Genomic DNA, 24540 nt, shown 5'->3' with positions numbered 1-24540 from the left:
GACGCCGGCGAACGGTGTTTCTCCTTGAAAGTGAACAGAATACGCATTCTGTTCACACCATTCTGGCTACAAAATGGGCCTCACTTTGGCAAGCCCCAAGCAACTCGGCCGTGCCATGGTTCTGCCATGCCCAGCTTGGCAGAATGAGATCGGAGAGCGCATGGCCCGAAAAGAGCGGGACTGCTCTCGAGCTCTAGCTTGACTGGAATCAGCAGCACCTCAGCATACTTCGGGATCAGAATACTCGATGGCGCCTAAATCCAAGCACAGTGCTCCTGGACCATTTGCCGGCTACGCGTTTCAATTTGAACGCGCGCTTTTGCGACTAGCCGACAATGAGGCCGGCGGAATCGTTGGGATAGAAACCTGTGACGACGTCGTTTCGCGCTCCCCCTCCGGAACGATCTACGAACAGGACAAGCATAGCATACAGCCCACGGGAACCCCATTCGGCGACACCTCAAATGCGCTCTGGAATACATTGATGATCTGGGCTGAATCTGCAGCCAATGGCAGTGCAAACCCAGCCATAAGTGAATTCCACCTCGTAACCAATCGGCCTGTTGGAGCCGGACTCGCACGAACAATATCAGAGGCGAAAGGCATCAAAGCAGCTACGACGGTATTTAACACTCTGAAGGAAACTGCGCAAAGTGCGCCGCTTGCAATCCAGCTTCTCTCCGAACGGGTCTTCCGGGTGAATGAACAGCTGCTTTTGCAACTGATCCAAAAAATCTCGTTGTACGACCAAGACAGCCTCTCCATTGGGAGTGCCTTGGACGATCAGCTGGCAGACAAACTCCGATTCCCAACCTGGGCCCGTAACAGCTCTCGTCAAATATGCAATTCCTTACTGGGATGGATCCAACGAGTCTGCATGGATTCATGGCGAAGGCAGGAACCAGCTTGGATTGAGCAGGCCGACTTCAATGACGAGTATCACACTATCCTAGAATCTCTCCGTCGCCAACAGTGGAGGGAAAAGAGTGAGAATCTCATACCTGTAAGCAAGGAGGAGATCGCAGAAAAGCGCGCCTATGCGTTCGTGCGTCAGCTGCAACTCATCGCCATCGAGGAATCCCAAATTACACCGGCGATTACAGACTTCATACGGTACTCATCTGAGATGAGTAGACTATTGCGTCAAGGGGCGATCACGACATCTCACATCGAAGATTTCCGCAATGAACTCGTTAGGCGTTGGCGAGCGATCAGGGATAGAATCGAGAGGCTACACGCATCCGATTCAGAAGAGAATCGTGGATTTCGGATCTACAGCACCACCACAAATGACTATCTCGCTCCGCTCGGTGGGATCGACACACAGCATCAGTATTTCACTTCTGGAGCATACCACCGCCTCGCCCACGAGATCGAAGTCGGGTGGCATCCACGCTTTGAAGCAATGCTTGAAACCCTTTTGCAAGAAACTGCATGAATTTGTTCTTCGAGAAGAACGCTATTCAGAATCCCATTCTGGGCGCGGAAGCAATATGGACCGCAACCAAGGCTTGCTACAAAAAGAGCAGCCAAATCAACGGGCTTCCTTTTGCAGCATCATTTGTTATTCTCCCGCTAGCACTCCATTCCCGGACAGCCGAGACACTGGCCACCAAGAATCTACAGGGAGCATTGATAAAATCTTTGTCCGAGAATCGGGAGATTCCCTTCGGTCTCCAGGAACGGGTTGAGGAACTATCCGATCTGACCCTAGCCTCCATAAGTTTGGCTGCCGCATCAGGCTTGATCACCTTGGACCCCGTGCATGATCGTCCCCTTGTCCCATACACAAATCGCCATCCAATCCAGCACGCTAATCAGGAAGTCAAAAACATTTTGGCAGCCAGCAAGCGGATCGGTCACGCAATTGCGGAGCTGAGCTTTTCACGGCTGTGTTCAATACTCAATTTGAAATTCTGAATGAAACTGGCAATCATCAAGGTCATCCTTTGGCCGAAGAATCAAACAAAGACACCGAGAATTATCGAATTTGCCACCGATCGAATCAACGTAATTACCGGACAGAGCGCCAGCGGCAAATCTAGTATCAGTTGGATCATCGACTACTGCCTTGGAAGCAACAAGTGCTCAATTCCCGTTGGTATGATTCGAGACCTGTCGGAATGGTTCGGACTTCACATTCAGCTTCGGAATCTGGAGATGATCATTGCAAGGCGGAATCCAGGTGACCGCAAAAGCACCTCCGACTTATACTGGGAAGAGGGAGTCGACCTGATGCCTCCCGAACATCCGGAGAAGAACGCCAGGGTCGAAGACTTCAAGAACCGGATGAATCAAATCGCCCGACTCCCTACGCTCGACTTCTCAGACGCCGATGGCAACCCTGGCTATGCATCAAGGCCCAGTTTCAGAGATATGGCTGCCTTCAATTTCCAACCGCAGCACATCGTCGCCAACCCATTTACGCTCTTTTACAAAGCTGATACGACAGAGCACAGAGAAACGCTGACTCACATTTTTCCTCTTGTATTGGGTGCGGTCGATGCTGGAACCCTCGCAGACGAACGCGAACTGCGAGATCTTGAGCGTCAATATGCTAGGGTTCGTCGGGAGCACGAGAAGCGAACTCGCGCGGTCGACGCATGGTCTGCCGAAGTGCAAAGTTTTTACTTTCAGGCTAAGGAAGTTGGACTCCTTATGGGCTCGCCTGAACCCGAGGATGGTTGGCGCCTTGAGCGCTACCTAGTGGAGCTCAGAAAGGTTCCGGACAACCTCAAAGAACTCAATTTGCCAGACGTCCCAGAGGGAGCCACTGAAAATGCAGTCGAGGTATTGCGACGCACGATAGCCACGGACGAGGAGCATACCCGTCGAATAGGTGATCTCCGGAGAAGACTAGCGCAGCTCGACGTTCTGGCCGATTCGGTTGGCGAATTTAGATCTGAGCTGGCACAGCAGGAAGACCGACTTAGCGGCACAAATTGGCTTAAAAAGAAGCTCGCAGAAGATTGCCAGTGCCCCGTATGCGGGAACAGTAACGCGCGTGCATTAGATGAGCTTGCCCAGCTTGAGGATCTTGCCGATGAAGTTGCGAAGCTATCACGCTCAGCAGCGGTTGCTCCGTCCAATCTAGACAAAGAGAAAGCAGAGATCCGGGAGGAACTTCGGACTCTCGAATCCAATTTGAGGGTTGTTCGAAAGAAGAGAGCCGAACTTGAAGGCCAAACAGAGCAAATCGTAAAGCAACGCCAGCGCGTTAGAAATGTCTATTTGTTCGCTGGTCGCGTTCAGGAAGCACTCAACAACATTGATGCGGCCGAAGATGGCGGAGACAAAGTGAGGGAGCTTGCGCGCTTGAATGAGCTCATTTCTGTACTCAAACGTAAGCTCGATCCAGGGGTTCGCAAAAGGCGGTTGATGAGCGCATTGGAGAGTGTTTCAAGAGGGATCGAGTCTTACGCGAAGCTGCTGATGCTCGAACACCAAGACGAAAACCCGACATTGGACGCCAAAGAACTGACTCTGAAGTTTCAAAGCAAAAGCGGAAGAACCGACTACTTGTGGGAAGTCGGGAGTGGTCAGAACTGGGTAGGTTATCACATAGCAACTTTTCTTGCCTTGCATGAGTACTTTTTGAAACTTGCTAACAACCCAGTCCCTACGTTTTTGGTTATTGATCAGCCAAGTCAGGTCTACTTCCCAGAAGAGTGGCCCGCGCTTGATGAAGCACCAAAAGGCAAAGGCGAATTGCAATTGTCAGAAGACATCAAAGGCGTCCGCCGTATCTTCCTAGCCCTTGATCAAATGCTTACAAATACGGATAATGAACTACAGATCATTGTGACTGAACACGCTGGTAGCCTTGTGTGGGAGAGCTGCAAGAACGTGCTGCTAATCGGTAACTGGCGGGACGGCGAAGATGAGTTCTTGATTCCAGAAGAGTGGCGTGTATAGCCCCAATGGAGACGCAAGGGCAATCTTACAAATTAAGGTGTATCGTATCTCCGTTCTAGTTCCCATTTTTCCACAAACGCCGCGCCAGATCGCGTTCGTCCTCGCCAATCAAATCCAAATACACGGTTGTTGATTCCAGCCTTGTATGCCCCAACCACTTCTTGATCGTCGAGACCGGAACCTTGGCATTAATGCACGCGACAGCGAATCCATGCCTGAGTCCTTTCGGGCATGCTTTGACCCCCTCGATGCTGGCTGCACTCATGCATTTCTTTACCAGCTTCCAACCTGTGGTTCTGCAGAAGCCCCATATACGTCGTTCTTGACGATCCGTTGTTCTAATACACTCGATTAGCTCGATTGGGACTGGCACAGCTCGACTACGGATCGAAGCTCTTTGCTTCAGGGTGCGTATAACTATTACCCCCTCGTCAGCATCGAGGTTCGTCCATTCTAGGGCAAGAGCTTCTGATACTCTTGCCCCGGTGTAGTAGAGCGTGAGCAGAAACGCTTTTCGCAGAGAGTCGTCAACTCCCAAGGCTGCGTTGTAGAAGCGCTGCCGCTCGCTCGCGTTGAGGTATTTGCGGTTCCCGGCGTGATGAAACAATAGCCCCTCCAGACCCATGGGTGAACAGAATGCGTATTCTGTTCATTCTACCAACAATCAGACCAAGAGTCACTACCCATTGACCATCATGACTATACGGACAATCATTGGAGAGAACGGGCCTCAGGCGGAACTGTGCAACGGGGGCCAATGCCCGGCGGTAATCCTGACCGAAGAAGGGAACGCCTACGTTCAAGGCAACAAGTTGAGCACTCGGGAACGAGAAAGCCTGTCGGCACCAGAGGGTGAAGACTTCGTCTCGATACCGTTTGAGGTCCTGAGGGCGATTGCCGCTCAGGTCAGCGAAGCCTGATGCTCCTCGCTGGCTTTCGGGGGAGGCTCCTTCACGGAGTCTCCCCCTTTTCGTGGATAGATCGTGCTATCGATAAACTCCCGGAAATCCGGAGCATAGTAGCAGCCATAGCGCTCCCAATGCGTTCTAATTTCAGGGGCATTCATGAAGTCCCTGATGTCCTCAAGGGTGCTCTTCCATTCAGCGGAGGTAAAGAGGCGCCGCTGCCCGAACATGACCATCGTGTGATTGATCCAGACTTGTCGAAATCGTCTCTGCCTCTGGTCTTCACCGGAGTCCCCGCTGATGGCGTCGAGAAGATCCGGATTGTCCATGGCCTTGAACAGTAGCGCCGTCGTTCGGTCATACTGCCGGGCTCTCGCCTCGAACCTGCTCTGCTGCCGTGAAAGGTGTTGCTGGATCGCCAGCGAAATCAACGCCACGACAACCGACACCACTGCAATCCATTCTGGTATTCCCAAGTTCTGCTCCTTCCAGCTCGGCTCGGCTGGCATTTTCGATTCGAATCGAAAGTAGGACAAATCGGCCCCGAACGCAATGGGACGACTACCGATGGAGAAGCTCCGCTCACGAGACGTGAGCCAAGTCCGCTGCCTACCAGCTTGCCTGATACACAACGCTCTTCCATTTGCCGGGCTCAGGGTTCTGAAGCCACTCAGCGGCTTTCTGGAACGTTCCGATGGCTTCGTCCCTTTGCTCCTGATCGTTGGTGCTTTCGCCAAAGAAGAACCCGTCGGTCTTCGGCAGTCTCTCTTGTCGGATGGCTTCAATGACCTTCAGTATTCCCGGTGCACTCAGTTCGATCCGTTGGCACTCATCGATTCCGTCCGCGAACGTCTCAACGATGAATCCGTGAAGATCCGGATGCTTGCGCCAGTAGCCCAGGTCCAGCTCGTAGCCCTTGATGCGAAAACCGCCCTCAGTCCGGTTGTTCTCGGGATTCTCCCAGTCGTGCACCAGATAAGATTCTCCGGTCAAATACATGTCTAGCCCCATGGCTGTTCTCCTTCTTGGTTGGTTTCTCCCTGATGGGATTGCCAGCCGGGGAAGCATTCGGCAGGAGGGCGGCGGTCAAACCCAGGCCGCCGGAGGCGGGGCCGGTTTGGAGGGGTTTGACCGATGACCGCCGTATGCTAGAGGCAAATTCAGGCAATCAGGGAGGAACCGAACAAGAGAATCAGCCTTTGGAGCTTCTCGTGGGTTTGATCCGGTTGAACTGCCACTGGCGGACGTTTTACCCGTGAGCACCCCGAGATACCCGCATGACCACCGCCCAAAGAACCGCCAGCCTGACCCCCATGGACAAGCTCGCCGTGCTCGTCGGCGACGTCGATCAGCTCAGAACGCGGATTGAAGGCATAGCGGCCCAACAATCGATCGACGACATGTTGGAAGTGCTTGAAATCGAGGCTCTGGCCTGTCGCTTCGGCGTTTCTCAGGACACGCTTCGGAGACGACTCCGCGAGGCAGGAGGCAAAGTCTTCAAGCTGGGCAGAAAACACGTCATCCGCAAAGTCGCCTTCCTGGAAGTCATCGAGACACTCGAAAGCGACGATTTCAGCTGACCGGGCTCAATCCTCCTCTTGCGGCGGGACAATCTTCCAGAAGAGTCCGGCCTGTTTCGGTGTGATCCTGCCATTGCGGTATTTCTGCTCGTAGGTTTTGAAGCTGCTGTGCCCCATGTTGTAAGTGAGATTCTCACGGCACCCCGGAGTGCCCCGATGGAGCGCTTCGAAATACGAACCGTAGGAGTGACGCATGATGTCATGACCCCACGACACTTTCGCAGCCTTGCGCGCCGCCCCAAAGCGTTTGGTGAAGTTCGACGGAATCACGCTTCCCCGGGCACTCTTGAACGGCTCCAACCACTTCAAGGCGTTGTCTTCGATCGGAATCTGACGCCGCGGGTTGCGGTGGGTCTTGGTGGTCACGCAGTCGATAATCCGCTCCTTGAAATTGATCTGCTCGAAGCGGGTCGGCTTAATCTCCGAGAGCGGCCGCATGCCGGCGAAAAAGCCCAGCACGAAGTAGGGCACGAGATCTCGGTCATTCGTCCAACACCACGCGAGGAGCGCTCCAACCTCCTCAGGCGTGGACACGCAGACCTCGCCACGAACATCCTTGAGCCTGGGAATGTGCTCGATGGGATTGTGCCCGTGGCTGCGCTTGGCCTTCTCGTGGCCGAAAACCGTTCCGAGCATGCTCACGAGCTGATTGTAGCTGGCAGGTGCAGGCTTCTCCTTCGTCCTCCACTTGCCGAGCCACTCTCTCCAGAAGTCAGTGTCCATGGTCACAATCGGGGTGGGCTCCAACCCCCGGACCTTGTTTCGGAAGGGCTTCCAGCGGGCGGCAAGGTAGGTGGAAGACCAGTTCTCCGAATGATCAGCCTCATGAGCTTCGACAAGCTCGCCAAAGCTGACCGACGAATTCTGCCGCTCGTGATCTTCCGCCCACGTCATGAAGGCCTCACGAAGCCCGGAGAAGCCGTGGAACCGCGCCAGCTCGTCGAGCTCCACCGCATCGCGGATCAGGTCCGTGGACGCCTTGACGGCCAACCGCCGGTTCTGTTTTTCCAGCTTCTTGAGAGAAGCGGACCTCACCTCCGCCTCCCGCTTGGTCTGGTAATACTCCTGGGAACGCTTGCCGGTGCTGGACAGCCTCGGAGGAATCGAGAGAACCCACGCCTGCTTGCTCTTCTGGTAGGCGGGTGAAAGCGTTGCGTTGCGTCCCATGGCAGGGACGAAAGTGGCAAAAACGGCGCAATTTCAGAAGAAAATAGTGTGGATTTCCGTGGATTTATCGTGGATGCCGCCACAGAAAAAGGGCTTACGGTTTCCCGTAAGCCCTTTAAAATCAATGGAGCGGGTGATCAGATTCGAACTGACGACATCAACCTTGGCAAGGTTGCGCTCTACCCCTGAGCTACACCCGCGTTGCGCGAACGCGTGCGGGGTTTCTACATCCCATTCGCGCCCGGGCAAGAGATTTTTTCAAACTTCCTGACAGCCTGAATCTTCGCGCTTGAAACTTCAAACCCGAAACTTGGAACTCCCTGCATGTCCGACAAGCTCGCCGAAATCATCGCCACCAAGCATCAGGAGGTCGAAGCCCTGATGCCCCGCGCCGGCCACCTGCGCGCCGCCGCCCTCCAGCGCAACGATTTCCGGGGATTCCGCGCCGCGCTCGACCGCGGGCCCGACCGGCTCGGGGTGATCGCGGAGGTCAAGAAGGCGTCCCCGTCGGCCGGGGTGATCGACCCGGATTTTGACCCGATCCGGCAGGCCAGGCGCTACCTCGACGGCGGCGCGTCCTGCCTTTCGATCCTGACCGACGAGCCTTACTTCCAGGGTTCGCTGAGCTACCTCGCGAAGATCGCCGAATTTTCGGAAGCTCCCCTGCTCCGCAAGGACTTCACCGTCCATCCCATCCAGATCCACGAGGCTGTCGTCGCCGGCGCCGATGCCGTGCTGCTGATCGTCGCGGCCCTCGATGACGAACTGCTCAAGAGCCTCTATCAGGAGGCCAAGGACTTCCAACTCGACGTGCTCGTCGAAGTCCACGACCTGCCGGAAATGGAACGAGCGCTGGACCTCGGCGCCGACCTGATCGGGATCAACAACCGCAACCTCAAGACCTTCACCACCGACCTCGCGACCACCGAGGCGTTGGCCGACGAGGTGCCCGATGGCACTCTGCTGGTCTCCGAGTCCGGCCTGAAGTCGCTGGCCGATTGCCAGCGCGTGCTCGACGCCGGTTCCAACGCGGTCCTGATCGGCGAGACGCTCATGCGGGCCAACGACCCCGCGTCGGAAATCATGGCCATGCTCGAGCTGCATGCGGGTGTGGACGGTGCGGAGTAACTCATCGCTCCGAAGTGCCCCGTAAACGGGGAACTACAAACATCACTGGCCGGCCACTGGGGTTCGTAGTTCCCCCTTCAGGGGGTTGCACAACCCCGGCGAAACGACTCAGCGCGCCGCCTCCACCAACTGCGCGAGGCTTTCCCGATACGCCTCCAACTCGCCACCGGGACGCAACTCAAGCACCCGCTCGACCACGATTCGAGACACATCAGGGCGTAGGCGGAACCGAACTCAAACCCCGCAAACGGGGAACTACAAACCACACTGGCCGGCCACTGGGGTTCGTAGTCCCCCCTTCAGGGGGCTGCACTACCCCGGCGAACCGACTCAGCGCGCCGCCTCAACCAACTGCGCGAGGCTTTCCCGATACGCCTCCAACTCGCCACCGGGACGCAACTCAAGCGCCCGCTCGACCGCCTCAAGCGCCGCATCGTAGTTCCGCTGCTCGACCCGGACCCGCGCCAGCCCGACCCATGCGTCCGCGGCCGTCTCTTCCACCGCCGCCGCCCGTTCGTAGAGCAACGCCGCCGTATCATACGCCTTCTCCCCGAAACGGAAATCCGCCAACGCCAGCATGGCCGCGCCATCGGTCGGGTCTTCGGCAATCAGCTTCTCCAGCTCCGCGACGCCTTCCTCGGGCGCCTTCTCCGACTCGATCGCCAACCTCGCTGTCGCCAAGCGGAACGCCCGTGACGGACTGCCTTCCTCGGACTTCGCCTTCTCGACCAACTCTTCGGCCAGTTCCCACTGCTTCGCCGAGATCGACGATCCGATCAGTGAAATGATCCGCCCTTCCGATGGCTTCGTTTCCCCACCGAAGGCCTCGGCGACGATCGCCTTCGAGTCTTCAACGCGTCCGGCTCGCAGATGCAAGTCGGCGAGCAAGAGCAAGCTGTCAGGATCGAGCGTCCCCAGCCTTCGCGGCAGTTCGAGCGCTTTCACCGCCGCCTCGTTCTCACCGAGATCGAGCAGGATCGACGCCTGCAAACCGGCATACGAAGCCTCGTTCGGCCGCTGACGGATCACCTCATCCAGCAACGCCACCGCCTCCTCGCGCTCGTCCAGATTCTGCAGGCACTGCGCCACGCCCGCCTTCCACTCGGCCGAGTCCGGCTGTCCGAGCTGCGCCATCCGATACGCCTGCAAGGCGCTCGCCCACTCGCCCTTCTGCAGGCGGCAGAACCCGAGCAACCCGTAGGTCGTACCATCGGAGTCTCCGAGCCGCAGAGCTTCGAGCAAATGCTCGAGCCCCTCGTCGAGCTCGCCTTCGCGAACCAGCACCATCGCCAGATTCCGATGGGCGCGACGGAACGACGGATACTTCCCGATCGCCTCTTCGTAGGCCTTCTTCGCCTCCTCAAGTTTCCCTTCCTCGAAGTACAGGTTCCCGAGATTGAACTGCAACGCGGCCGACTCGGACGTCAGCTTGCTGTCCTTGACCTTCTCCAGCGCCGACTCGCGCTTGCCATCCTCCATCAGCTTCTGCACCTCGACCAGCAGTCCCCTTTCCTCGGTCGAAACCACCGGTTCGATCCGAGCCTCGATCCGGTAACTGCCATTGAAGGACTTCACGAAGGAGTCGCTTTGCCAGTAGGAGGAAGAGAGCGGGAGTGCCTCGGCGGAATATCCAATATCCAACAAGGAATATCCAATGATCAAGATGGAGATTCCGGCTGTAGCGCGATTACCAAGTGAACTGAGTCTCATGATCCCTTCTGCTGTAAATTCTTTCGAGCCGTCTGGACCGAAGTGAAGAGAATGGCGATCAATTCGTCTGTCTCCTTGATCACCTCGTCCAGCTTCTCATTTGGCTGAATCAAATCCGCCCGACGGATAATCTTCAGCCACGTCAGCGTTTCCCTCAACTCCTTCAGAGCGAGCTTCACCTTGTGAATGAAGTCGCGCCTCGATTCAGCGGACACGGCCTCGCTGTAGTTCGGTGCGGGAGCCGTTCCGGACCTGAGCAACTGCTTCCCGATGTGCTGCCCCGAACGAGAATCAGGCAACGCCTCCGACACCCGAATCATGCGAACGGCATACTCGATCAATCGGGCTTCGAGGTCATATGTCTGACCACTGATCATTGAACATTCCTTGTTGGATATTGGATATTCCCTGCCGACTGTTGAGTGTTCCATCCCCTCTTACTTGCGAATGGTAATCGGCCACCGCATCACCGCCTTCACCGGCCGGCCCTGCCTTGTCGGAGCCGTGAACCGGGCCGACGCCGCCACGCGGCGCGCGGCAGTGACCAGTTCCTGATGGGTCGCGGATACGGTGCGGCGGATACTGACACTGCCTCGCTCGGAAAGCTGGATCTCGAAAACCACCGTGCCCTGCGTGACCCCGCGCCTCGCAAGCGAGGAAGGGAAGGCCGCTGAGCCGTGACGCAACAGCCGTGGCGTGCCGTCGAGCTCACCGACGTTGTAGTAGGACTTCGCCACCGGCGCGGGCGGCGGCTTGGGAGTCGAGCGGGTCGGCGTCGGAGTGCGCGGCGTCGGCGGAGCCTGGCGCACCACCGGCTTCGGCAGCGGCGCGGGTTCGATGTCGGTGAAAAACGAATCCACCGGCGTTTCGAGATCCATCGGGATGTCCGCCTTCGGCACCGGCACACGGGTCGGATCCGGCACGTCGCTGATCTGGGTCAGCGACGGTGGCGGAGGTGGCGCCTCGGGGGACGGCTCTTCCGGTGGCGGTGGCGGCGGCTCGGGCAGCGCCGTGACCTCGACCTCGCGCATCTCAAGCTCCGGAAGCATGCCCTTGGGCACCAGCAACCTCGACAGCCCGAGCAGGGCGAGCAGCAGGCCCGCCATGACCGTTCCGACGATGATGCCCGCGAATCTCATTTTTCCGTGGCCAGTGAAACCGACGGCGCGCCGGCCAGCTTGGCGGCGTCGATTGCCGCTACGGTGTCTTCCGTAGATGTCGCGGCGTCAGCGCGGATCACCACCGGCACCTCGGAGTCCTCCTCCATCATGGCGGCGACCACCGCCCGAATACCGTCCATGCCGATCTCGCGTCCGCCATGCCACACCCGGCCTTCGTCAGTCACGGCGATCAGGATCGCGCGCTTCTGCAAATCCTCGGCACTCGCGGCGCGCGGCTTCGACACCTCGACCCCGGTCTCCTTGACGAACACCGTGGTGACGATGAAGAAGATGAGCAGCAGGAAAACGACGTCGATCAGCGGCGAGATATCCACCGTGCTGACACTCGCGTCCGTAGAGCGATGCCGGAACCTCCTCATCCGGCACCTCCTCCCAATTCCTCATGGAGCTGCCGTTGCAACTCGAGGTGCGTCGACTCCGCCTGCCGTCGGAGCAGCGCGAAAAGCAAGGCGGCCGGCACCGCGATCACAAGCCCGGCTTGGGTGGTGACCAGGGCCTTGGAAATGCCTGCCGAAATCGTGTCGAGCGGCTCCGAACCCGAGGCCGAAGCCATGCCCCCGAATGTCACCAGCATGCCCGCCACGGTGCCGAGCAAACCGAGCAGCGGAGCGGCCCCGATGAGCACGCCAAGGAACGGAAGCCGACGCTCGACCCACGCCATTTCATCCAGCTCGAAGGTGGCGAAGCGTCTCTCGACTTCCGAGCGTTGCGGCGCCGCCCGATTCCATGGGAGTTCTCCACCAACGCCCTTCCGCTCGCTCCACTCCCGACGGTCGACCCGCCGCCTCGTGCGCCGGCAGTGCCACCAGATCGCGAACACGAGGCTGTAGATCATCACCGCCAACACCAGCAAAGCCCACAGGGTAAGCCCGCCTTCGTTGAGCGTCTTGAGGATCGCGTTCTTCATCAGCGTCGCAGCGAATTGACGAATGAGAGTCCGAGGCGCTCGGTCGACTGCACGATCCCCTGGCTGCGTCGTGCGAGAAACGCGTGCAACACCAGCGCCGGAATCGCAACCACCAGACCGAACAGGGTGGTGATCAACGCTTCGGAAATCCCGCCCGCCAGCGGCTTCGGGTCGCCCGAACCGAACAGGGTGATCAGGTTGAAGGTGCGGATCATGCCCGACACGGTGCCGAGCAGACCGAGCAAGGGAGCCGTCGCTGCGGTGACCGCGATGATCGGCAGGAACGCGCCGGCCTTCTGCTGGACCCCCATCAACTGCTCGTAAAGCGTCTCTTCCACGGTATCCGTCGTACCTTCCGACCGCTCGACCAGCTTGGTCATCACGCCGGCCGCGGGATGCGAAGGCCCGGCCGCCAACTCGGCCGCCTTGCCACGATCTCCCGACCGGAGCGCGGCGACGATCGCGTTGACCCACGCCTCGCCCGGTTCGCGGTAGCGCGCGAATCCGAAAAGCTTGATCAGTCCGAAGATCAGACTAAGCACCGCCAGTCCGATGATCGGCCAGATCCACAGCCCACCCTTGCGGAACAGGTCCGCCAGACCGCCGTCGATCTCCTCCAGCGCACGCGCCTTGCCACCGGTGACATCCAGTCCGAGCAGCGCCTCATTCCCCGAAACCACGGATGCCACGGCATCGGCATCTTCCGGCACCACCTTTGGCAAGGTGCCGCCTTTCTCCCAAACCACGCCTCCGGCGACGCCGTCACCACTGAACCAGACCAAAGGTCCGGCCGCCGCGAACTCGCCGGATGCCACCGCACCCGTCGGTCCCGCCGCCTCACCCGGAGCGGTCGAGCCACCGAGCATCTGTTCGAGCCGTGCGACCGATGCCTCCATCACCGCCAGCCGCGCGATCATCGCCTCGGCCGGATCGTCGGCCTCGCCCGCGATCACCGCGGCATCAACCGCCAGCTCGGGCTCACCCGGACCGGCCAAGGTCGTGACTTTCAGCGCGTGATCCTTGAGCAGGCCCGCGACGTATCCCGCGTCCTGTTTGCGCACCTGCCGCTCGCGCTCAAGCTCGCGCATCGCCATCTCGCGATCTTCCTTCGAGGTCCGCGCGATCCGCACCAGCCGACGCTTCTCGCGCAACTCCAGTCCGACTTCCTCGAACTCCTTCGAAAGTTCCGGCTTCTCCGCCGCGATCGCCTCGCGCACCTCGCCGAGCTGCTCCATCGCGGCTTGCAGGTCCTTCTCCGCCTGCTCGAGCGCGTCTTCCACGCTCGTCTCGGCAAAGCCCTGTCCCGCCAGCAGGAGAATGGCGGCTCCGTTGATCAGGATCCGCTTCATTTCACCTCGAGGATTTGGACCGGAAGCCTGACCAGCTCCGGCGGGCGTTTGCGGTCGAGCTCGTCGAGCGCCTTGATGACTTCTCCGGCCAGCTCGGGACGCGATGTCCACGTCCAGCCGCCGGCCGCCGGCTCACCGGTGCCGGCATTGCCGTTACGGTCCGTGTAGTAGGCCCGCGCCAGACCGAGGTAGAGCACCTCGACTTCCTGACCTTTCCTCACTTCCTTCGCCCGGGTGATCCGCCGGTTGAACTGCTCGGCCTTCGAAAGGATTCCGAGAATCGCCTGCAAGCCGTCGCGCGCCTCGTCGCCCGATGCCCATGCTTCGAGCGCGTAAGTTTCCGTTTCGATCTCTTTGAACAACGGCGCCGGCAGCGCCTTGACCAACGCCAGCACCCGCGGGCGCGTCCGGCTCACGGCCTCGACCGCCGCCCGCCTCGCGTCGCGCAGCTTCGCGATCTCCGCCTCGGCTTCCTGCTTCTTGGCGTCGTAGCCCTCCGCCGACTGGCCCGACTTCTCCAGCTCTTCGTCGAGCAGCTCGAGTTCGCGACGCTGCAGCTCGAGCAGGTCGGCCATCGAGGCCTTGCGCACCTCCCAGTCCGATTTCTCGGCGGAAGCCTGCGCTTTCATATCGACGATCTTCGCGATCGTCTCGCGCAGTTTCGCCACTTCGGCATCCGGCGCCTTTTCCTGCGCGGAAAGCGTCGCCGCGAGGGCCAGCAACATGGAGGGGATGAGTCGCATCGCCACGATTGCTAGACCCGATCGCTCCTCCCGACAACGCAAGAACCGGGGCCGCTTGAAGCGACCCCGGCCCGAACAATGCGCACCGAGAGAAAGGAGCATGAATCAGAAGGTCGCCTCGACCCCGGCAAACCAGGTGCGCGGCAGGTTGGTCCGCGGACCTTCCGGGAGGCGCGTCACGACCGCGCGCTCGTCGAAGAGGTTGTGCAGACCGCCGACCAGCTTCCAGTTGTCGTTGATCTCGTAGTAGCCGCTCAGATCGACCGTCAGCAGCGCGTCGACCTTGCCTTGGCGGGCGCTGGTCACCGGAACCGGCGAGTTCAGGGCGGTGCCGTAGGTGTGGCTGGTGAAGTTGGCGTCGAGGTTCACACCCCAGCAGGCGGCGATGTAGCCGATGCCCGCCGCGAGCTTCCACTCGGGGACGTACGGGATGTCCGCGCCGCGCTGGCCGCCGGCGTAAATGTCGTCCTCACCGCCGGTCAGCAGCCGCTCCTTGAGCTCGGCGCTGGTCCACGTGGCGCTGACATACATCGGCAGGTTGAAGCCGAAGCCGCGATCGAACAGCGGATCATAGGTGATCATACTCTCCACACCCCAGACCTCCGCCGCGCCCGCGTTCTGGTTGACGCCGTTGCCGAGACCGGCATCGACGCCGATCAGGTTGTCGAAGTCGGTGAAGAAAGCCGCCGTATCGACCAGCAGGCCGCCGTTGCGGTAGCGCCAGCCGAGTTCGTAGCCGAGGCTTTCCTCCTCCTCGACGCCGCCATTCACATACGAGTTCGGTCCCGGCAGCGCGAAGCCGCGGTAGATGCCGCCGTAGGTCGAGTGGCAATCGTTCCAGTCGTAGTTGAAGCCGAGGCCGCCACCCCACACGCCGACGCTGTCGGAGGTGCGCAGGCCGGCGCCGTTGAAGTCGGTCACGTCGTAGTCGACGTGCTCGTAGCGGATCCCCGGACGCAGCGTCAGCTGGCCGATCTCGATGCTGTCCTCGATGAAGAACGCGAGCGCGGTCGCTTCCTCGAGACGGTTGGACTCGTCACCCGGCGTACCGGTGCTCACCGGCGTGAAGTTCGAACCGCCGTTGGCGTTGAAGACATTCACATACTGCTCGCGGAACACGCGGTCGTAGTGGGCGCGGAAACCGCCGGTCAGCTCGTGCGAGACCGATCCGGTGTTGAAACGCCACGTTCCCTGGTTCTGCCAGCCGTAGGCATCGTAGTAGCGGGCGTTGCCCTTCACGCCGATCGAACCGGTGGCGCTGCCCTGCAGCACGGCGAGCAGAGCGGGATCGAGCAGCGCATTGTGCAGGCTGGTCCGGCCCGATCCGCTGGCGATCCGGCCGCGGCCGTCGATCGCCGGATTCAGCGTCGAGGACACATGGTCGAGCTTATACCAGTTCCGCATGAAGTTGTTCCAGTAGAGGGTCGACTGGAAGCTGACGTCGTCGCACGGCTCCAGCACGTAGCGCAGGTAGGAGCGGTACTGCTTGCTGTCCATGTTGTCGAAAACGCCGGCCGCGTAGCGCGTGTCCGGGTTCGCCCGCGCGTCGAACTCGCTGAGGCCGAGGTAGCCCTCGTCGGACTCGAAGTCGGTCATGCCGAACTTCACCTCGAAGCGCTGCTTCACGTTGCCTTCGAATTCCCAGAACGCCTTCACCATCGGCTCGTAGAAACGGAAGCCGCTGTCGGCACTGATCCCGCCGAGGTAGCTGCGGTAGCCGTCGCTCTGCTGGCCGTGGAACTCGAGCACGTAGCCCCAGCGACCCCAGTCGGTCTCGAAGGTGTCGCCATACCACGTGTGGTTGAAGAACGTGCTGTCGCTGCCCGCGGTCGTCCGCGAGTAGAAGTTCGGACCACCCTCGCCAGGCACCGGGGTCGACAGGAAATTGAGCACGCCGCCGGTCGTCTGCGGACCGTAACGGACCTGGCTCGACCCCTTCAGCACCTCGATCGCCGACATCCGCCCGCTCTTCGGGAAATAGTAGGCCGCCGGAGCCGAGTAGGGAGCCGGCGCGGTCAGGATGCCGTCCTCCATCACCGTCACCTTCGAAGTCCGGGTGCCGTCAGCGCCGCGCATCGAGATGTTCGGGAAGTTGCCGTAGCCGTCTTCCTGGCGGAGATACACGCCCGGCACGGTCGAGAGGATCTGGGTGATGTCCGTGTAGCCCCGGTCGCGGAATTGCTCGGATTCGATGTAGGCGGCCGATCCGGCCAAATCCCACACCGCCTCGCTGCTGCCGACCACCGTCAGGCCTTCCAGCATCCCGATGTCGTCCAGCGCGTCCTGCGCGCCCGCGGTCACCGCCGTAGCCAGCAGGCCGGTTCCAATCACCCGGCCCAGCCGGTTCCGTTCATCCTGTCGTTTCATCATGTTGAAATAAATCTTTATTGAGACTCAGTCGCAGTGGCGGGGATGTGCCAGACCGATACGGGTCGGGTCAAAGATTTTTTCGCCGGATTCGGAAACACCTCCGTGACACAGGCCGATGTCGTAGAAAAAACCGGAACGGTGATGATCCGTTTCCGCCCAACCCGTAAGCCCGATCCCTTGAAACCGACCCATTTCCTGCCCGCCCTCGCGGCCTTCGTCCTCCCTCTCGCCGCCCAGCCCGAAACCCAGGACGCCACGATCACCGGCGAGCTCCGCCAGTGGCACAAGGTCACCCTGACCTTCGACGGCCCCGAGGCCAGCGAGACCGGCACCGATCCGAACCCCTTCACCGACTTCGACTTCCGGGTCACCTTCACCCACCAGAACGGCGACGTTTCCTACACCGTCCCGGGCTACTTCGCGGCCGACGGCGACGCGGCCGAGACCTCGGCGGAGGAAGGCGACCAGTGGCGCGTCCATTTTTCCCCCGACCGCACCGGCCGCTGGGACTACGAGGTCGATTGCCGGCGCGGCGAGGCCATCATCGCATCCGAGGCCGACCGGGCCGACGCGATCATCGAGCCGCTGCTGCACGGGAAGAAAGGCTCGTTCACCATCGAGGAAAGCGACAAGGCCGCTCCCGACTTCCGCGCCCGCGGCCGGCTCGCCTACGTCGGCAAGCACCACCTCCGCTTCCTCGGCGACCAAAGCTACTTCCTCAAGGCCGGCGCCGACGCCCCCGAGACCCTGCTCGCCTACGCCGACTTCGACGGCACCAAGGCACTCAAACCGAAGGTCCCGCTCAAAACCTGGGAGCCGCACGTCCGCGATTGGAAGGAAGGCGACCCCGTCTGGCAGAAGGACAAGGGCAAGGGCCTGATCGGCGCGCTCAACTACCTGTCGGCCCAGGGAATGAACTCCTTCTCGTTCCTCCCCTACAACGTCGATGGCGACGGCTCGAACGTCTGGCCGTTCACCGGGCCGCGCGACAAGCTCCACTACGATTGTAGTAAATTGGACCAGTGGGCCGTCGTGTTCGATCACGCCACCGCCCGCGGGCTGCACCTGCATTTCAAAATGCAGGAGAACGAGATCGACGACAACCGCAAGGGCCTCGGCGACAAGAAGGGCAAGATCGAAGCCTCGCTCGACGGCGGCGAGCTGGAGATCGAACGCAAGCTCTACTGCCGCGAACTCATCGCCCGTTTCGGCCACGCCCTCGCCCTGAACTGGAACCTCGGCGAGGAAAACACCCAGATCGTCGCCGAGCTGAAACCGATGGCCACCTTCATCCGGGAGCTCGACCCCTACGACCACCCGATCGTCCTCCACACCTATCCGAACCAGCAGGACCGACGCTACACGCCCTTCCTCGGCAAGGACACCCTGACGGGGCTTTCCCTGCAGAATCCGTGGAATCAGGTCCACTCGCTGACAGCCAAGTGGCGTCGCGAATCCGCCAAGGCCGGCCACCCGTGGGTCTGCGCCAACGACGAACAGAACCCGGCGGGTCTCGGGGTCCCACCCGATCCGGGCTACCCGGGCAAGACGGAAGCCCCGTACTCGATCGACGATATCCGCAAGCTCACGCTCTGGGGCAACCTGATGGCCGGCGGCGCCGGCGTGGAATACTACTTCGGCTACCAGCTCGCCCAGAACGACCTGCTCGCCGAGGACTGGCGCTCGCGCGAAATGTCATGGAAATACGCCCGCATCGCGCTGGAGTTTTTCCGCGATGCCGAGATCCCGTTCGAGGAAATGACCTGCCGCGACGAACTCATCGGCAACCCGCGCAACGACAACTCGAAGTTCTGCCTCGCCCGCGCCGGCGGCCCCTACCTCGTCTACCTGCCCGACGGCGGTAGCACCTCGATCCGGCTTCCCGAAGGCAAGTTCAAGCTCGCGTGGTTCAACCCGCGCACCGGTGAAACTTCGGCAGCGAAACCCCTCGAAGGCCGCAAGCTCGAGGCACCTGACAAGGACGACTGGCTCGCCGTGATCCGGCCCTGACGCCGCTTTATTTGCCCATGCCCGACTTCGAGTCGGTCACCGGCGCCACATACGGTTGTGGCGGCACGATGCAGCGGCTCGACTCGTCGACGTAGCGCAGCAGGCAGCCGTCCTTGGTGAAGCACATCCGACGCTCGGTCCCCGGGACCAGCTCGATGCCTTGGTAATCCGGATAGCTCGAGTAGTCGAAGGCACCGGCCGTGACTTTCCAGAGACGGCAGCCGTGACCCGGCTTCTCATCGACGCGGATGTAGGCGGCGTCCGACCACGACTCACGGTAGGCCACCTCGGCCTTGGCACGGTTCAGGATCTGCGACTGCGAGGCGGAGTTCGCGCAGCTGGCAAGGACGGCGAGAAACGGAAGGGTCAGAAGAAGGCGCATGGTTTCGGGTGGCTCGGATTCGGTGCTTGGGGCGCAGCGTTTGCGAACCCGGTCCGCGCGCTGCCTTGATCATCCATACTCAAGCAATCCCCGGCCGCCACCGCAAGTGTCCATCGACTGACGACGGACCACCGCCGTAAGCCCGCCCGCCTACTCGGCGTCCGGGTAGTGCCTTCGGAAAGCTTCTTCCAACTCGCGGCGGGTCTTCTCGAGCCGGAATTGGACCATGTCGACCTTCCACCCGGCATCCACCTCCCGGACTAGGATCTGTTCACGAATTAAATCTGTACTTTTCCTGAAGCGTTTGTTTCAAGCTTCGGATGCCAGCTGGACATCCTCGAAGCATGATCACCGACGAGATTTGGGAGCAGATTGAAAGTGCTCTGACCAAGGCGAAGCATTCGCGTGCGGGAGCTCCACCGGCCATGAGTGATCGCGAATTCATGGAGGCGGTTCTTTATCTGAACCGGACAGGTTGCCCGTGGCGCGATCTACCTCCTGAACTGGGCTATTGGCATGCCGTCTACATGCGTTTCCGGCGGTGGCAGGAGCGTGGTGTGTGGAAGCGCCTTTGGCAGGAAATGCAAGGCGGGCACTTTGCCGGAGCTCGTGAACTGATGATGGACTCCACCACAGTCCGAGCTCATCAGCATGCGGCCGGAGCGCCAAAAAAAACTCTTCCGATCAGGCTCTCGGACGCTCTCGAGGGGGATTGAGCACCAAGATTCACGCAGCAACCATTGATGAGAACTGTAGCGTGGCGCTGCATCTTACCCCTGGCCAGGCCCATGATGGCAGGCAGTTCGAGACACTCTTCGAAAGCCTCCAGCCGGAGAACGTTCTGGAAGCAGCCATGCTCGACAAGGGTTACGACGCCAATCGCATCCGCGAGCGCCTGAACTTCGAGGGCATTGAAGCGGTGATCCCGCCGATCAACTCAAGGGCAGGCGTCATCCGGTATGACCGGAATCGCTACCGCCGCCGAAACCGGGTCGAACGGTTCTTCAACAAGATCAAACACTTCCGACGCATTGCCACGCGCTACGACAAGCTTTCTCAGACCTTTTTCTCTGCGGTCTATCTGGTAGCGGCATTCATCATCGCACGCAATTCGTGAACAGATCCTAGACCGTTTGCCAAAAGTAGTTGCCGAAACGGCCGAGCCTGGGGGAGCCAAGGCCAAGGCGCGAGGAGGGCGTGGATCGAGATCCACAACCGACGAGCAACGCTGGGATCGGCTCCCGCAGGCCGGAACCCCAAGAACCGATCCGCGAAGCGGCTATCCTTCTAACCAAAGAACGACCCCGTTTCGGCAAGGACTTTTGGCAAGCGGTCTAACTCATCGCTTCGAAGAGCCCCGTAAACGGGGAACTACAAACCACACTGGCCGGCCACTGGGGTTCGTAGTTCCCCCTTCAGGGGGCTGCACAACCCCGGCGAACCGACTCAGCGCGCCGCCTCCACCAACTGCGCGAGGCTTTCCCGGCACGCCTCCAACTCGCCACCGGGACGCAATTCAACCAGCCGCTCGGCCACGCTTCCGGACAAGTCAGGGCGTAGACGGAACCGAACCCGAACCCCGTAAACAGGGAACTACAAACCACACTGGCCGGCCACTGGGGTTCGTAGTTCCCCCTTCAGGGGGCTGCACAACCCCGGCGAACCGACTCAGCGCGCCGCCACCGGCCGCCGACCAAGAAGCTCAACGATCTGGGAACGGACCTCTTCCGCCACAGCCCCTTGGAGCAGGCGGTGCGCGGCCTCATACTCGAACGCCTCGTAAAGGACTCCCTCCTCACTCGCCTTTTTCTCGAGTAGCGCCCCCAACTCTCCGGTGGACACCGTCGAATCATCGGCCCCGAACATCAGGAAAATCCCCGCCTCCACCCGGATCTGCTCCGGCCCGATCTCATCCTGCAGCAGGAACATCTGACGGGTCGAATTCACCTCATGGAACGGGTAGCGGAAGCGGCTCTGGTCCGCATAATCCTCCGGGTCGGAGAACTTGTAGGGCATGACGCCGCGAAGCGCCTGCGACGCCACCGGCGTTTCGAGGATCCGCTTGAAGCGAGCGGCGGAAGGCCCGGGCGAGAAGTTCGGCACCACCAGCACCAGATGCTCGACCTGCCGCTGGCCGGACAACCATGTCGCCACCAACGACCCGGTCGAGGTGCTGACGATGCTGACCTTCTCGGCACACTCGGCCAGCGTGTCGTAGGCATTCAGCGCATCCCGCAGCCAGTCTTCGTAGGCGACGTTCGGAAGCAGATTCAGTTCGGTATTCCCGAAGCCCGTGAGCATCGGCGCGACATGGGGAATCCCCTCTTTCTCAAGACGGTCGCACAGCCCGGAGAAGGTCGAGGTCGATGAAGGGATGCCATGGATGAGAAGCACCCCGTGGGGCTTCTTCTCCACACCGAAGTAAACGTGCTGCATCGAAAGCGCGGTCGCGTTCGGGGTGCCCTCCTGTGAAAACCGGGCCGAGTACTCGCGCAACACCGCAACCGCCTTCCGCTTCTTCCACTGGTTGACCGCCACCACGAGCACCACCAGCACGGCGGTACCGATGAGCAACGCCCGCTTCTTCCGATGCCTCTTCATACTCCGGCCATCGTTGCAGGTGCGACGCGCGAGCCGCGAGCATGAAAAGACGGCTGGAGCGGTTGCAGGCCCACCTCGACCGCCCGCTCTTCTCAGTGAAGCATCTTCTGAAACCTCCGGCTGTCGATGGCATAGCCACACGCCTGGTAGAACAAATGCGCATCTTGCGCCCGCTGATCCCCACTGGACACCTCGATCCGTCCGCAACCTCTCGCCCGCGCGAAACCATCGAGGCCCGCGAGAAGCGCCCTACCGACGCCTTGCCGCTGCCGGTCCGAGCGAATGCACATCGCGGTGATGCGTCCGAGGTTCCCGGAAGCGTGAAACAGGGGAATCACGTGGAAGCTGACAAATCCCACGACCTCCCCGACTTCATCCGCGACAAGCACCGTGTCGGAAGACTCCCGATAAACCCCGATACGCTTCTTCACTTCCACCGGACCGAGTTCGTAGCCCAACTCCATCAAGAGGGAGGAAATGGACTCGGCATCTCCATCGTCAGCCTCGCGAATTCGAATCGAGGTCATCGACTTGGTCGTCATCAAACACCTGGCGACCCGCTAGCGGGAGCCCTCCTCCGACTTTGATTGAGGCCTGTCGCCACCCTCGGAATCCGGCTTCGAACGGATCGCGGGTTGGTCAGCACCGTCTGGTTCGGCCGATTGCTTCCTAGCGGGCAACTCTATCGACCAAGATCTATCCTTCCTCTCGGGAAGTTCGACCTTGGCTGTAGCTGCTTTGGCTGCAGCTTCGTGAAATTCAATCGTCTCAAGCGACAATACAAATCGGAATTCCTTGGTCGGATTCTCTTCTCGATCTCCAAATCGGAAGCGCCGCCTCACCGATTGGTGACGGAAAGGGACTTCGCCTTCAACCCTGGCCGAACCACCTCCGCCACCTAGCCTGAACATGGGACCAAATTTGATTTCCTGCCCGAATCCAGAAACAATCCACTTCTTGTAGTAGAACCCATCCACTCCCTTGCGATCCTCGTCGTTGGGGAACTTAACGTATCCAACCTTCTCGGTGTGCCGTCCGGAAGGAGCGTAGTGGATGGTTTCAACTCTTCGGCCAGGGGGGATGCCTGCGGTGTCTGGCTCTTCATCGACATCGATCGAAAACGTTGCCAACACCAGTTGCCCATCTTGAGGTTCCACCGTGAGCCGCCACAAGTCGCTGTAGCTCCCGTCCGCTTGTTCCAGATCCTGATGCACCCTTGTGCACATTTCGTCCGCACTGAGCGGACTCGCCAGCACGAAGGCGAAAATAATACTGGTGGCGGTTTTCATTTCTAGTCGAACGCCGAAGGCCCCTCACACCTGCCCATGGGCGAGACTTCGACTGTGGATTGAGGGTTGAATGGTCACGGCGGAGTTGAACTCACGGCGGGGCATCTCCTTGGAGCGACGCCTTGCTAGCCTTTTGGTTTATAGTGGAAGCGACCGTCTCGCCAGAAAATCACGCCGGAAGCCTCCCCGAACTCGTAAGCCTCTCCTCGACCATCGCGCCCCGGACAGCTCTTGTAGGTCCCGCAGGGAATAGAGTCTCCGGGCGAATTGAAGCGGAACCATGAACTCCTCGGGACTTCTGGGGGCAATACGGCATCCGTGACATCCAGCCATCTGCCAGACTCGAGACGATAGACATAGGTATCCACCTTGCTCGGGGCGCCTCCGTCCGCGAATGGTCGTGCTGAGTGGGAAGCCGCAATCGTCTTGCCATCGGAGTCCTCGAAAAGCCTCAGAAACAACATGGATTCAGCGTCTCCGCCTTCGGAGGAATCCCCAAACAAGTGTATCCTCCGATTCAGTTCGTCGTAATCACCTGGCTTCACCTCAAGATACTGCTGACGTCCCTTCGGACTCATCCCTGCAACAGCCTTGGACGGAAGTGTCGTTATCGCATCCGAAAGGGAAACGGGCGACTCGATTTTCGGAGTGCTCGCACAAGAGGCAAATACGAACAGCATCGGAGCGACGAGGAGTATTCTCATTCTGAGGCTAACGTTAGAGGAATGGGGCACCGGGCCACACGGCGGCATCTCCCACTTATTCCTCGCTATTTGGTGTAGTGGTAGCGGGCTTGGGCAATCCAGAGTTCGTCGCCCGACACCTTGTAGACCAAACGGTGCTCGTCAGTAATCCGTCGTGACCAGTAGCCGGACAGGTTCTCGCGCAAAGGTTCAGGCTTGCCGATCCCTTCAAATGGAGTCGACCGACACTCGTCAATCAATCGGATCAAACGCTTCAGCACCTTCTTGTCGGTCGATACCCAGTGGCAGACATCCTCCCAAGCCTGGTCTGCGAAAATCAGCCTGAGCTTCATTCTGCAGGCGGGAGATTCCTCTCTTGCCCGCGCCCGGACTCAAGCTGGGCTACTGCAGAATCCAATCTCTCCGCATTCGCCGGAGAGCGCCTCAAATAAGCCGTCTCCTGCATCGACTCGAAGTCGTCGAGCGACATCATCACAACTGCCTGATCCCGCTTCCGCGTGATAATTACCGGCTCCCTGTCATCACACACTGACTGCATGGTTGCCGCCAAGGTCTCTCGGGCGGCTGTGTACGAAATTGCCTTCATGTGGACAGGATCG

At 60.1% G+C, this 24540-nt stretch carries 25 protein-coding genes, 1 tRNA gene and 1 pseudogene; 7 read left to right on the top strand and 20 right to left on the bottom strand.

Translation table 11 applies throughout. From position 1 onward, the window contains the following. Nucleotides 1–247 precede the first annotated feature (247 nt). From HAHE_RS12430 to HAHE_RS12420, 3 genes are read left to right on the top strand one after another with little or no spacing between them, the layout of a single operon-like run. Nucleotides 248–1438: an ABC-three component system protein gene (locus HAHE_RS12430; protein WP_338684878.1), complete on the top strand. Its 1191-nt coding sequence runs from the start codon at nucleotides 248–250 to the stop codon at nucleotides 1436–1438. After that, nucleotides 1435–1920 (top strand): three component ABC system middle component, encoded by a 486-nt coding sequence (locus HAHE_RS12425; RefSeq protein WP_338684876.1) that lies wholly within the window; start codon nucleotides 1435–1437, stop codon nucleotides 1918–1920. The genes HAHE_RS12430 and HAHE_RS12425 overlap by 4 nt, the downstream gene beginning before the upstream one ends. Then, entirely contained in the window at nucleotides 1921–3915 is a 1995-nt protein-coding gene (locus tag HAHE_RS12420) for a DUF3732 domain-containing protein (protein ID WP_338684875.1), read from the top strand. Nucleotides 3916–3970: 55 nt separating this feature from the next. Here the strand turns inward: HAHE_RS12420 and HAHE_RS21755 are convergent, their stop codons facing one another. The 3 genes from HAHE_RS21755 to HAHE_RS12410 all read right to left on the bottom strand — a co-directional run bounded on the left by HAHE_RS21755 (nucleotide 3971) and on the right by HAHE_RS12410 (nucleotide 5888). Beyond that, complete coding sequence (locus HAHE_RS21755; protein WP_353415639.1) at nucleotides 3971–4540, bottom strand: tyrosine-type recombinase/integrase; 570 nt, start codon at nucleotides 4538–4540, stop codon at nucleotides 3971–3973. A gap of 276 nt (nucleotides 4541–4816) precedes the next feature. Next, nucleotides 4817–5329, bottom strand: coding sequence for a DUF6082 family protein (locus HAHE_RS12415; protein ID WP_338684873.1), 513 nt, complete (start codon nucleotides 5327–5329; stop codon nucleotides 4817–4819). Between the two features lie 100 nt (nucleotides 5330–5429). After that, nucleotides 5430–5888, bottom strand: a complete 459-nt coding sequence (locus HAHE_RS12410) for a hypothetical protein (RefSeq protein ID WP_338684871.1) — start codon at nucleotides 5886–5888, stop codon at nucleotides 5430–5432. Between the two features lie 209 nt (nucleotides 5889–6097). On the opposite strand from HAHE_RS12410, the gene HAHE_RS12405 reads away from it, so the two are divergent. Beyond that, a complete protein-coding gene (locus tag HAHE_RS12405) occupies nucleotides 6098–6400 on the top strand; it encodes a hypothetical protein (RefSeq protein WP_338684870.1) in 303 nt (100 codons plus the stop codon). A gap of 6 nt (nucleotides 6401–6406) precedes the next feature. Here HAHE_RS12405 and HAHE_RS12400 read toward each other — a convergent pair whose 3' ends face one another. Beyond that, complete coding sequence (locus HAHE_RS12400; protein ID WP_338684869.1) at nucleotides 6407–7567, bottom strand: hypothetical protein; 1161 nt, start codon at nucleotides 7565–7567, stop codon at nucleotides 6407–6409. 125 nt (nucleotides 7568–7692) lie between these two features. Further along, nucleotides 7693–7767, bottom strand: a tRNA-Gly gene (locus HAHE_RS12395). 124 nt (nucleotides 7768–7891) lie between these two features. Here HAHE_RS12395 and trpC point away from each other — a divergent pair. Continuing rightward, nucleotides 7892–8695 (top strand): indole-3-glycerol phosphate synthase TrpC, encoded by an 804-nt coding sequence (gene trpC / locus HAHE_RS12390; RefSeq protein ID WP_338684867.1) that lies wholly within the window; start codon nucleotides 7892–7894, stop codon nucleotides 8693–8695. Between the two features lie 330 nt (nucleotides 8696–9025). Here the strand turns inward: trpC and HAHE_RS12385 are convergent, their stop codons facing one another. From HAHE_RS12385 to HAHE_RS12350, 8 genes are all read right to left on the bottom strand, one after another. After that, nucleotides 9026–10339 (bottom strand): tetratricopeptide repeat protein, encoded by a 1314-nt coding sequence (locus HAHE_RS12385; RefSeq protein WP_338684866.1) that lies wholly within the window; start codon nucleotides 10337–10339, stop codon nucleotides 9026–9028. A gap of 62 nt (nucleotides 10340–10401) precedes the next feature. Further along, complete coding sequence (locus HAHE_RS12380) at nucleotides 10402–10836, bottom strand: four helix bundle protein (RefSeq protein ID WP_338684865.1); 435 nt, start codon at nucleotides 10834–10836, stop codon at nucleotides 10402–10404. Between the two features lie 6 nt (nucleotides 10837–10842). Then, nucleotides 10843–11544 (bottom strand): energy transducer TonB, encoded by a 702-nt coding sequence (locus HAHE_RS12375; protein ID WP_338684864.1) that lies wholly within the window; start codon nucleotides 11542–11544, stop codon nucleotides 10843–10845. After that, nucleotides 11541–11945, bottom strand: coding sequence for a biopolymer transporter ExbD (locus tag HAHE_RS12370; RefSeq protein ID WP_343218186.1), 405 nt, complete (start codon nucleotides 11943–11945; stop codon nucleotides 11541–11543). The genes HAHE_RS12375 and HAHE_RS12370 overlap by 4 nt, the downstream gene beginning before the upstream one ends. Then, the gene (locus HAHE_RS12365) at nucleotides 11942–12493 is read right to left on the bottom strand and encodes a MotA/TolQ/ExbB proton channel family protein (protein ID WP_338684862.1); all 552 of its coding nucleotides are present in this window, start codon (nucleotides 12491–12493) and stop codon (nucleotides 11942–11944) included. The genes HAHE_RS12370 and HAHE_RS12365 overlap by 4 nt, the downstream gene beginning before the upstream one ends. Further along, entirely contained in the window at nucleotides 12493–13842 is a 1350-nt protein-coding gene (locus tag HAHE_RS12360; protein ID WP_338684860.1) for a MotA/TolQ/ExbB proton channel family protein, read from the bottom strand. The genes HAHE_RS12365 and HAHE_RS12360 overlap by 1 nt, the downstream gene beginning before the upstream one ends. After that, complete coding sequence (locus HAHE_RS12355) at nucleotides 13839–14585, bottom strand: DUF3450 family protein (protein WP_338684859.1); 747 nt, start codon at nucleotides 14583–14585, stop codon at nucleotides 13839–13841. The genes HAHE_RS12360 and HAHE_RS12355 overlap by 4 nt, the downstream gene beginning before the upstream one ends. Before the next feature lie 105 nt (nucleotides 14586–14690). Continuing rightward, the gene (locus tag HAHE_RS12350; protein WP_338684858.1) at nucleotides 14691–16955 is read right to left on the bottom strand and encodes a TonB-dependent receptor family protein; all 2265 of its coding nucleotides are present in this window, start codon (nucleotides 16953–16955) and stop codon (nucleotides 14691–14693) included. Between the two features lie 177 nt (nucleotides 16956–17132). Between HAHE_RS12350 and HAHE_RS12345 the strand changes: the two genes are divergently transcribed. Beyond that, nucleotides 17133–18965, top strand: coding sequence for a DUF5060 domain-containing protein (locus tag HAHE_RS12345; protein ID WP_338684857.1), 1833 nt, complete (start codon nucleotides 17133–17135; stop codon nucleotides 18963–18965). Nucleotides 18966–18972: 7 nt separating this feature from the next. Here HAHE_RS12345 and HAHE_RS12340 read toward each other — a convergent pair whose 3' ends face one another. After that, the gene (locus HAHE_RS12340; protein WP_338684856.1) at nucleotides 18973–19347 is read right to left on the bottom strand and encodes a hypothetical protein; all 375 of its coding nucleotides are present in this window, start codon (nucleotides 19345–19347) and stop codon (nucleotides 18973–18975) included. 304 nt (nucleotides 19348–19651) lie between these two features. Here HAHE_RS12340 and HAHE_RS21750 point away from each other — a divergent pair. Continuing rightward, a pseudogene (locus HAHE_RS21750) lies at nucleotides 19652–20461 on the top strand (IS5 family transposase); the annotation flags it as partial. Between the two features lie 554 nt (nucleotides 20462–21015). Here HAHE_RS21750 and HAHE_RS12325 read toward each other — a convergent pair. The 6 genes from HAHE_RS12325 to HAHE_RS12300 all read right to left on the bottom strand — a co-directional run bounded on the left by HAHE_RS12325 (nucleotide 21016) and on the right by HAHE_RS12300 (nucleotide 24527). Then, a complete protein-coding gene (locus tag HAHE_RS12325) occupies nucleotides 21016–21948 on the bottom strand; it encodes an alpha/beta hydrolase (RefSeq protein ID WP_338684854.1) in 933 nt (310 codons plus the stop codon). A 92-nt stretch (nucleotides 21949–22040) separates the two neighbouring features. After that, nucleotides 22041–22475 (bottom strand): GNAT family N-acetyltransferase, encoded by a 435-nt coding sequence (locus HAHE_RS12320; RefSeq protein ID WP_338684853.1) that lies wholly within the window; start codon nucleotides 22473–22475, stop codon nucleotides 22041–22043. 33 nt (nucleotides 22476–22508) lie between these two features. Beyond that, a complete protein-coding gene (locus HAHE_RS12315) occupies nucleotides 22509–23237 on the bottom strand; it encodes a hypothetical protein (protein WP_338684852.1) in 729 nt (242 codons plus the stop codon). 125 nt (nucleotides 23238–23362) lie between these two features. Continuing rightward, nucleotides 23363–23941: a hypothetical protein gene (locus HAHE_RS12310; RefSeq protein WP_338684851.1), complete on the bottom strand. Its 579-nt coding sequence runs from the start codon at nucleotides 23939–23941 to the stop codon at nucleotides 23363–23365. 65 nt (nucleotides 23942–24006) lie between these two features. Beyond that, nucleotides 24007–24273 carry a Txe/YoeB family addiction module toxin gene (locus HAHE_RS12305; protein WP_338684850.1) on the bottom strand — a complete coding sequence of 89 codons (267 nt, stop codon included), beginning with the start codon at nucleotides 24271–24273 and terminating at the stop codon, nucleotides 24007–24009. Continuing rightward, nucleotides 24270–24527 carry a type II toxin-antitoxin system prevent-host-death family antitoxin gene (locus HAHE_RS12300; RefSeq protein ID WP_338684849.1) on the bottom strand — a complete coding sequence of 86 codons (258 nt, stop codon included), beginning with the start codon at nucleotides 24525–24527 and terminating at the stop codon, nucleotides 24270–24272. The genes HAHE_RS12305 and HAHE_RS12300 overlap by 4 nt, the downstream gene beginning before the upstream one ends. Nucleotides 24528–24540 lie beyond the last annotated feature (13 nt).

This window comes from Haloferula helveola (genome assembly GCF_037076345.1).
Taxonomy (GTDB): domain Bacteria; phylum Verrucomicrobiota; class Verrucomicrobiia; order Verrucomicrobiales; family Akkermansiaceae; genus Haloferula; species Haloferula helveola.
The sequence above is the reverse complement of the archived record's forward strand: the minus strand, read 5'-3'. Positions and strand labels throughout refer to the sequence as shown.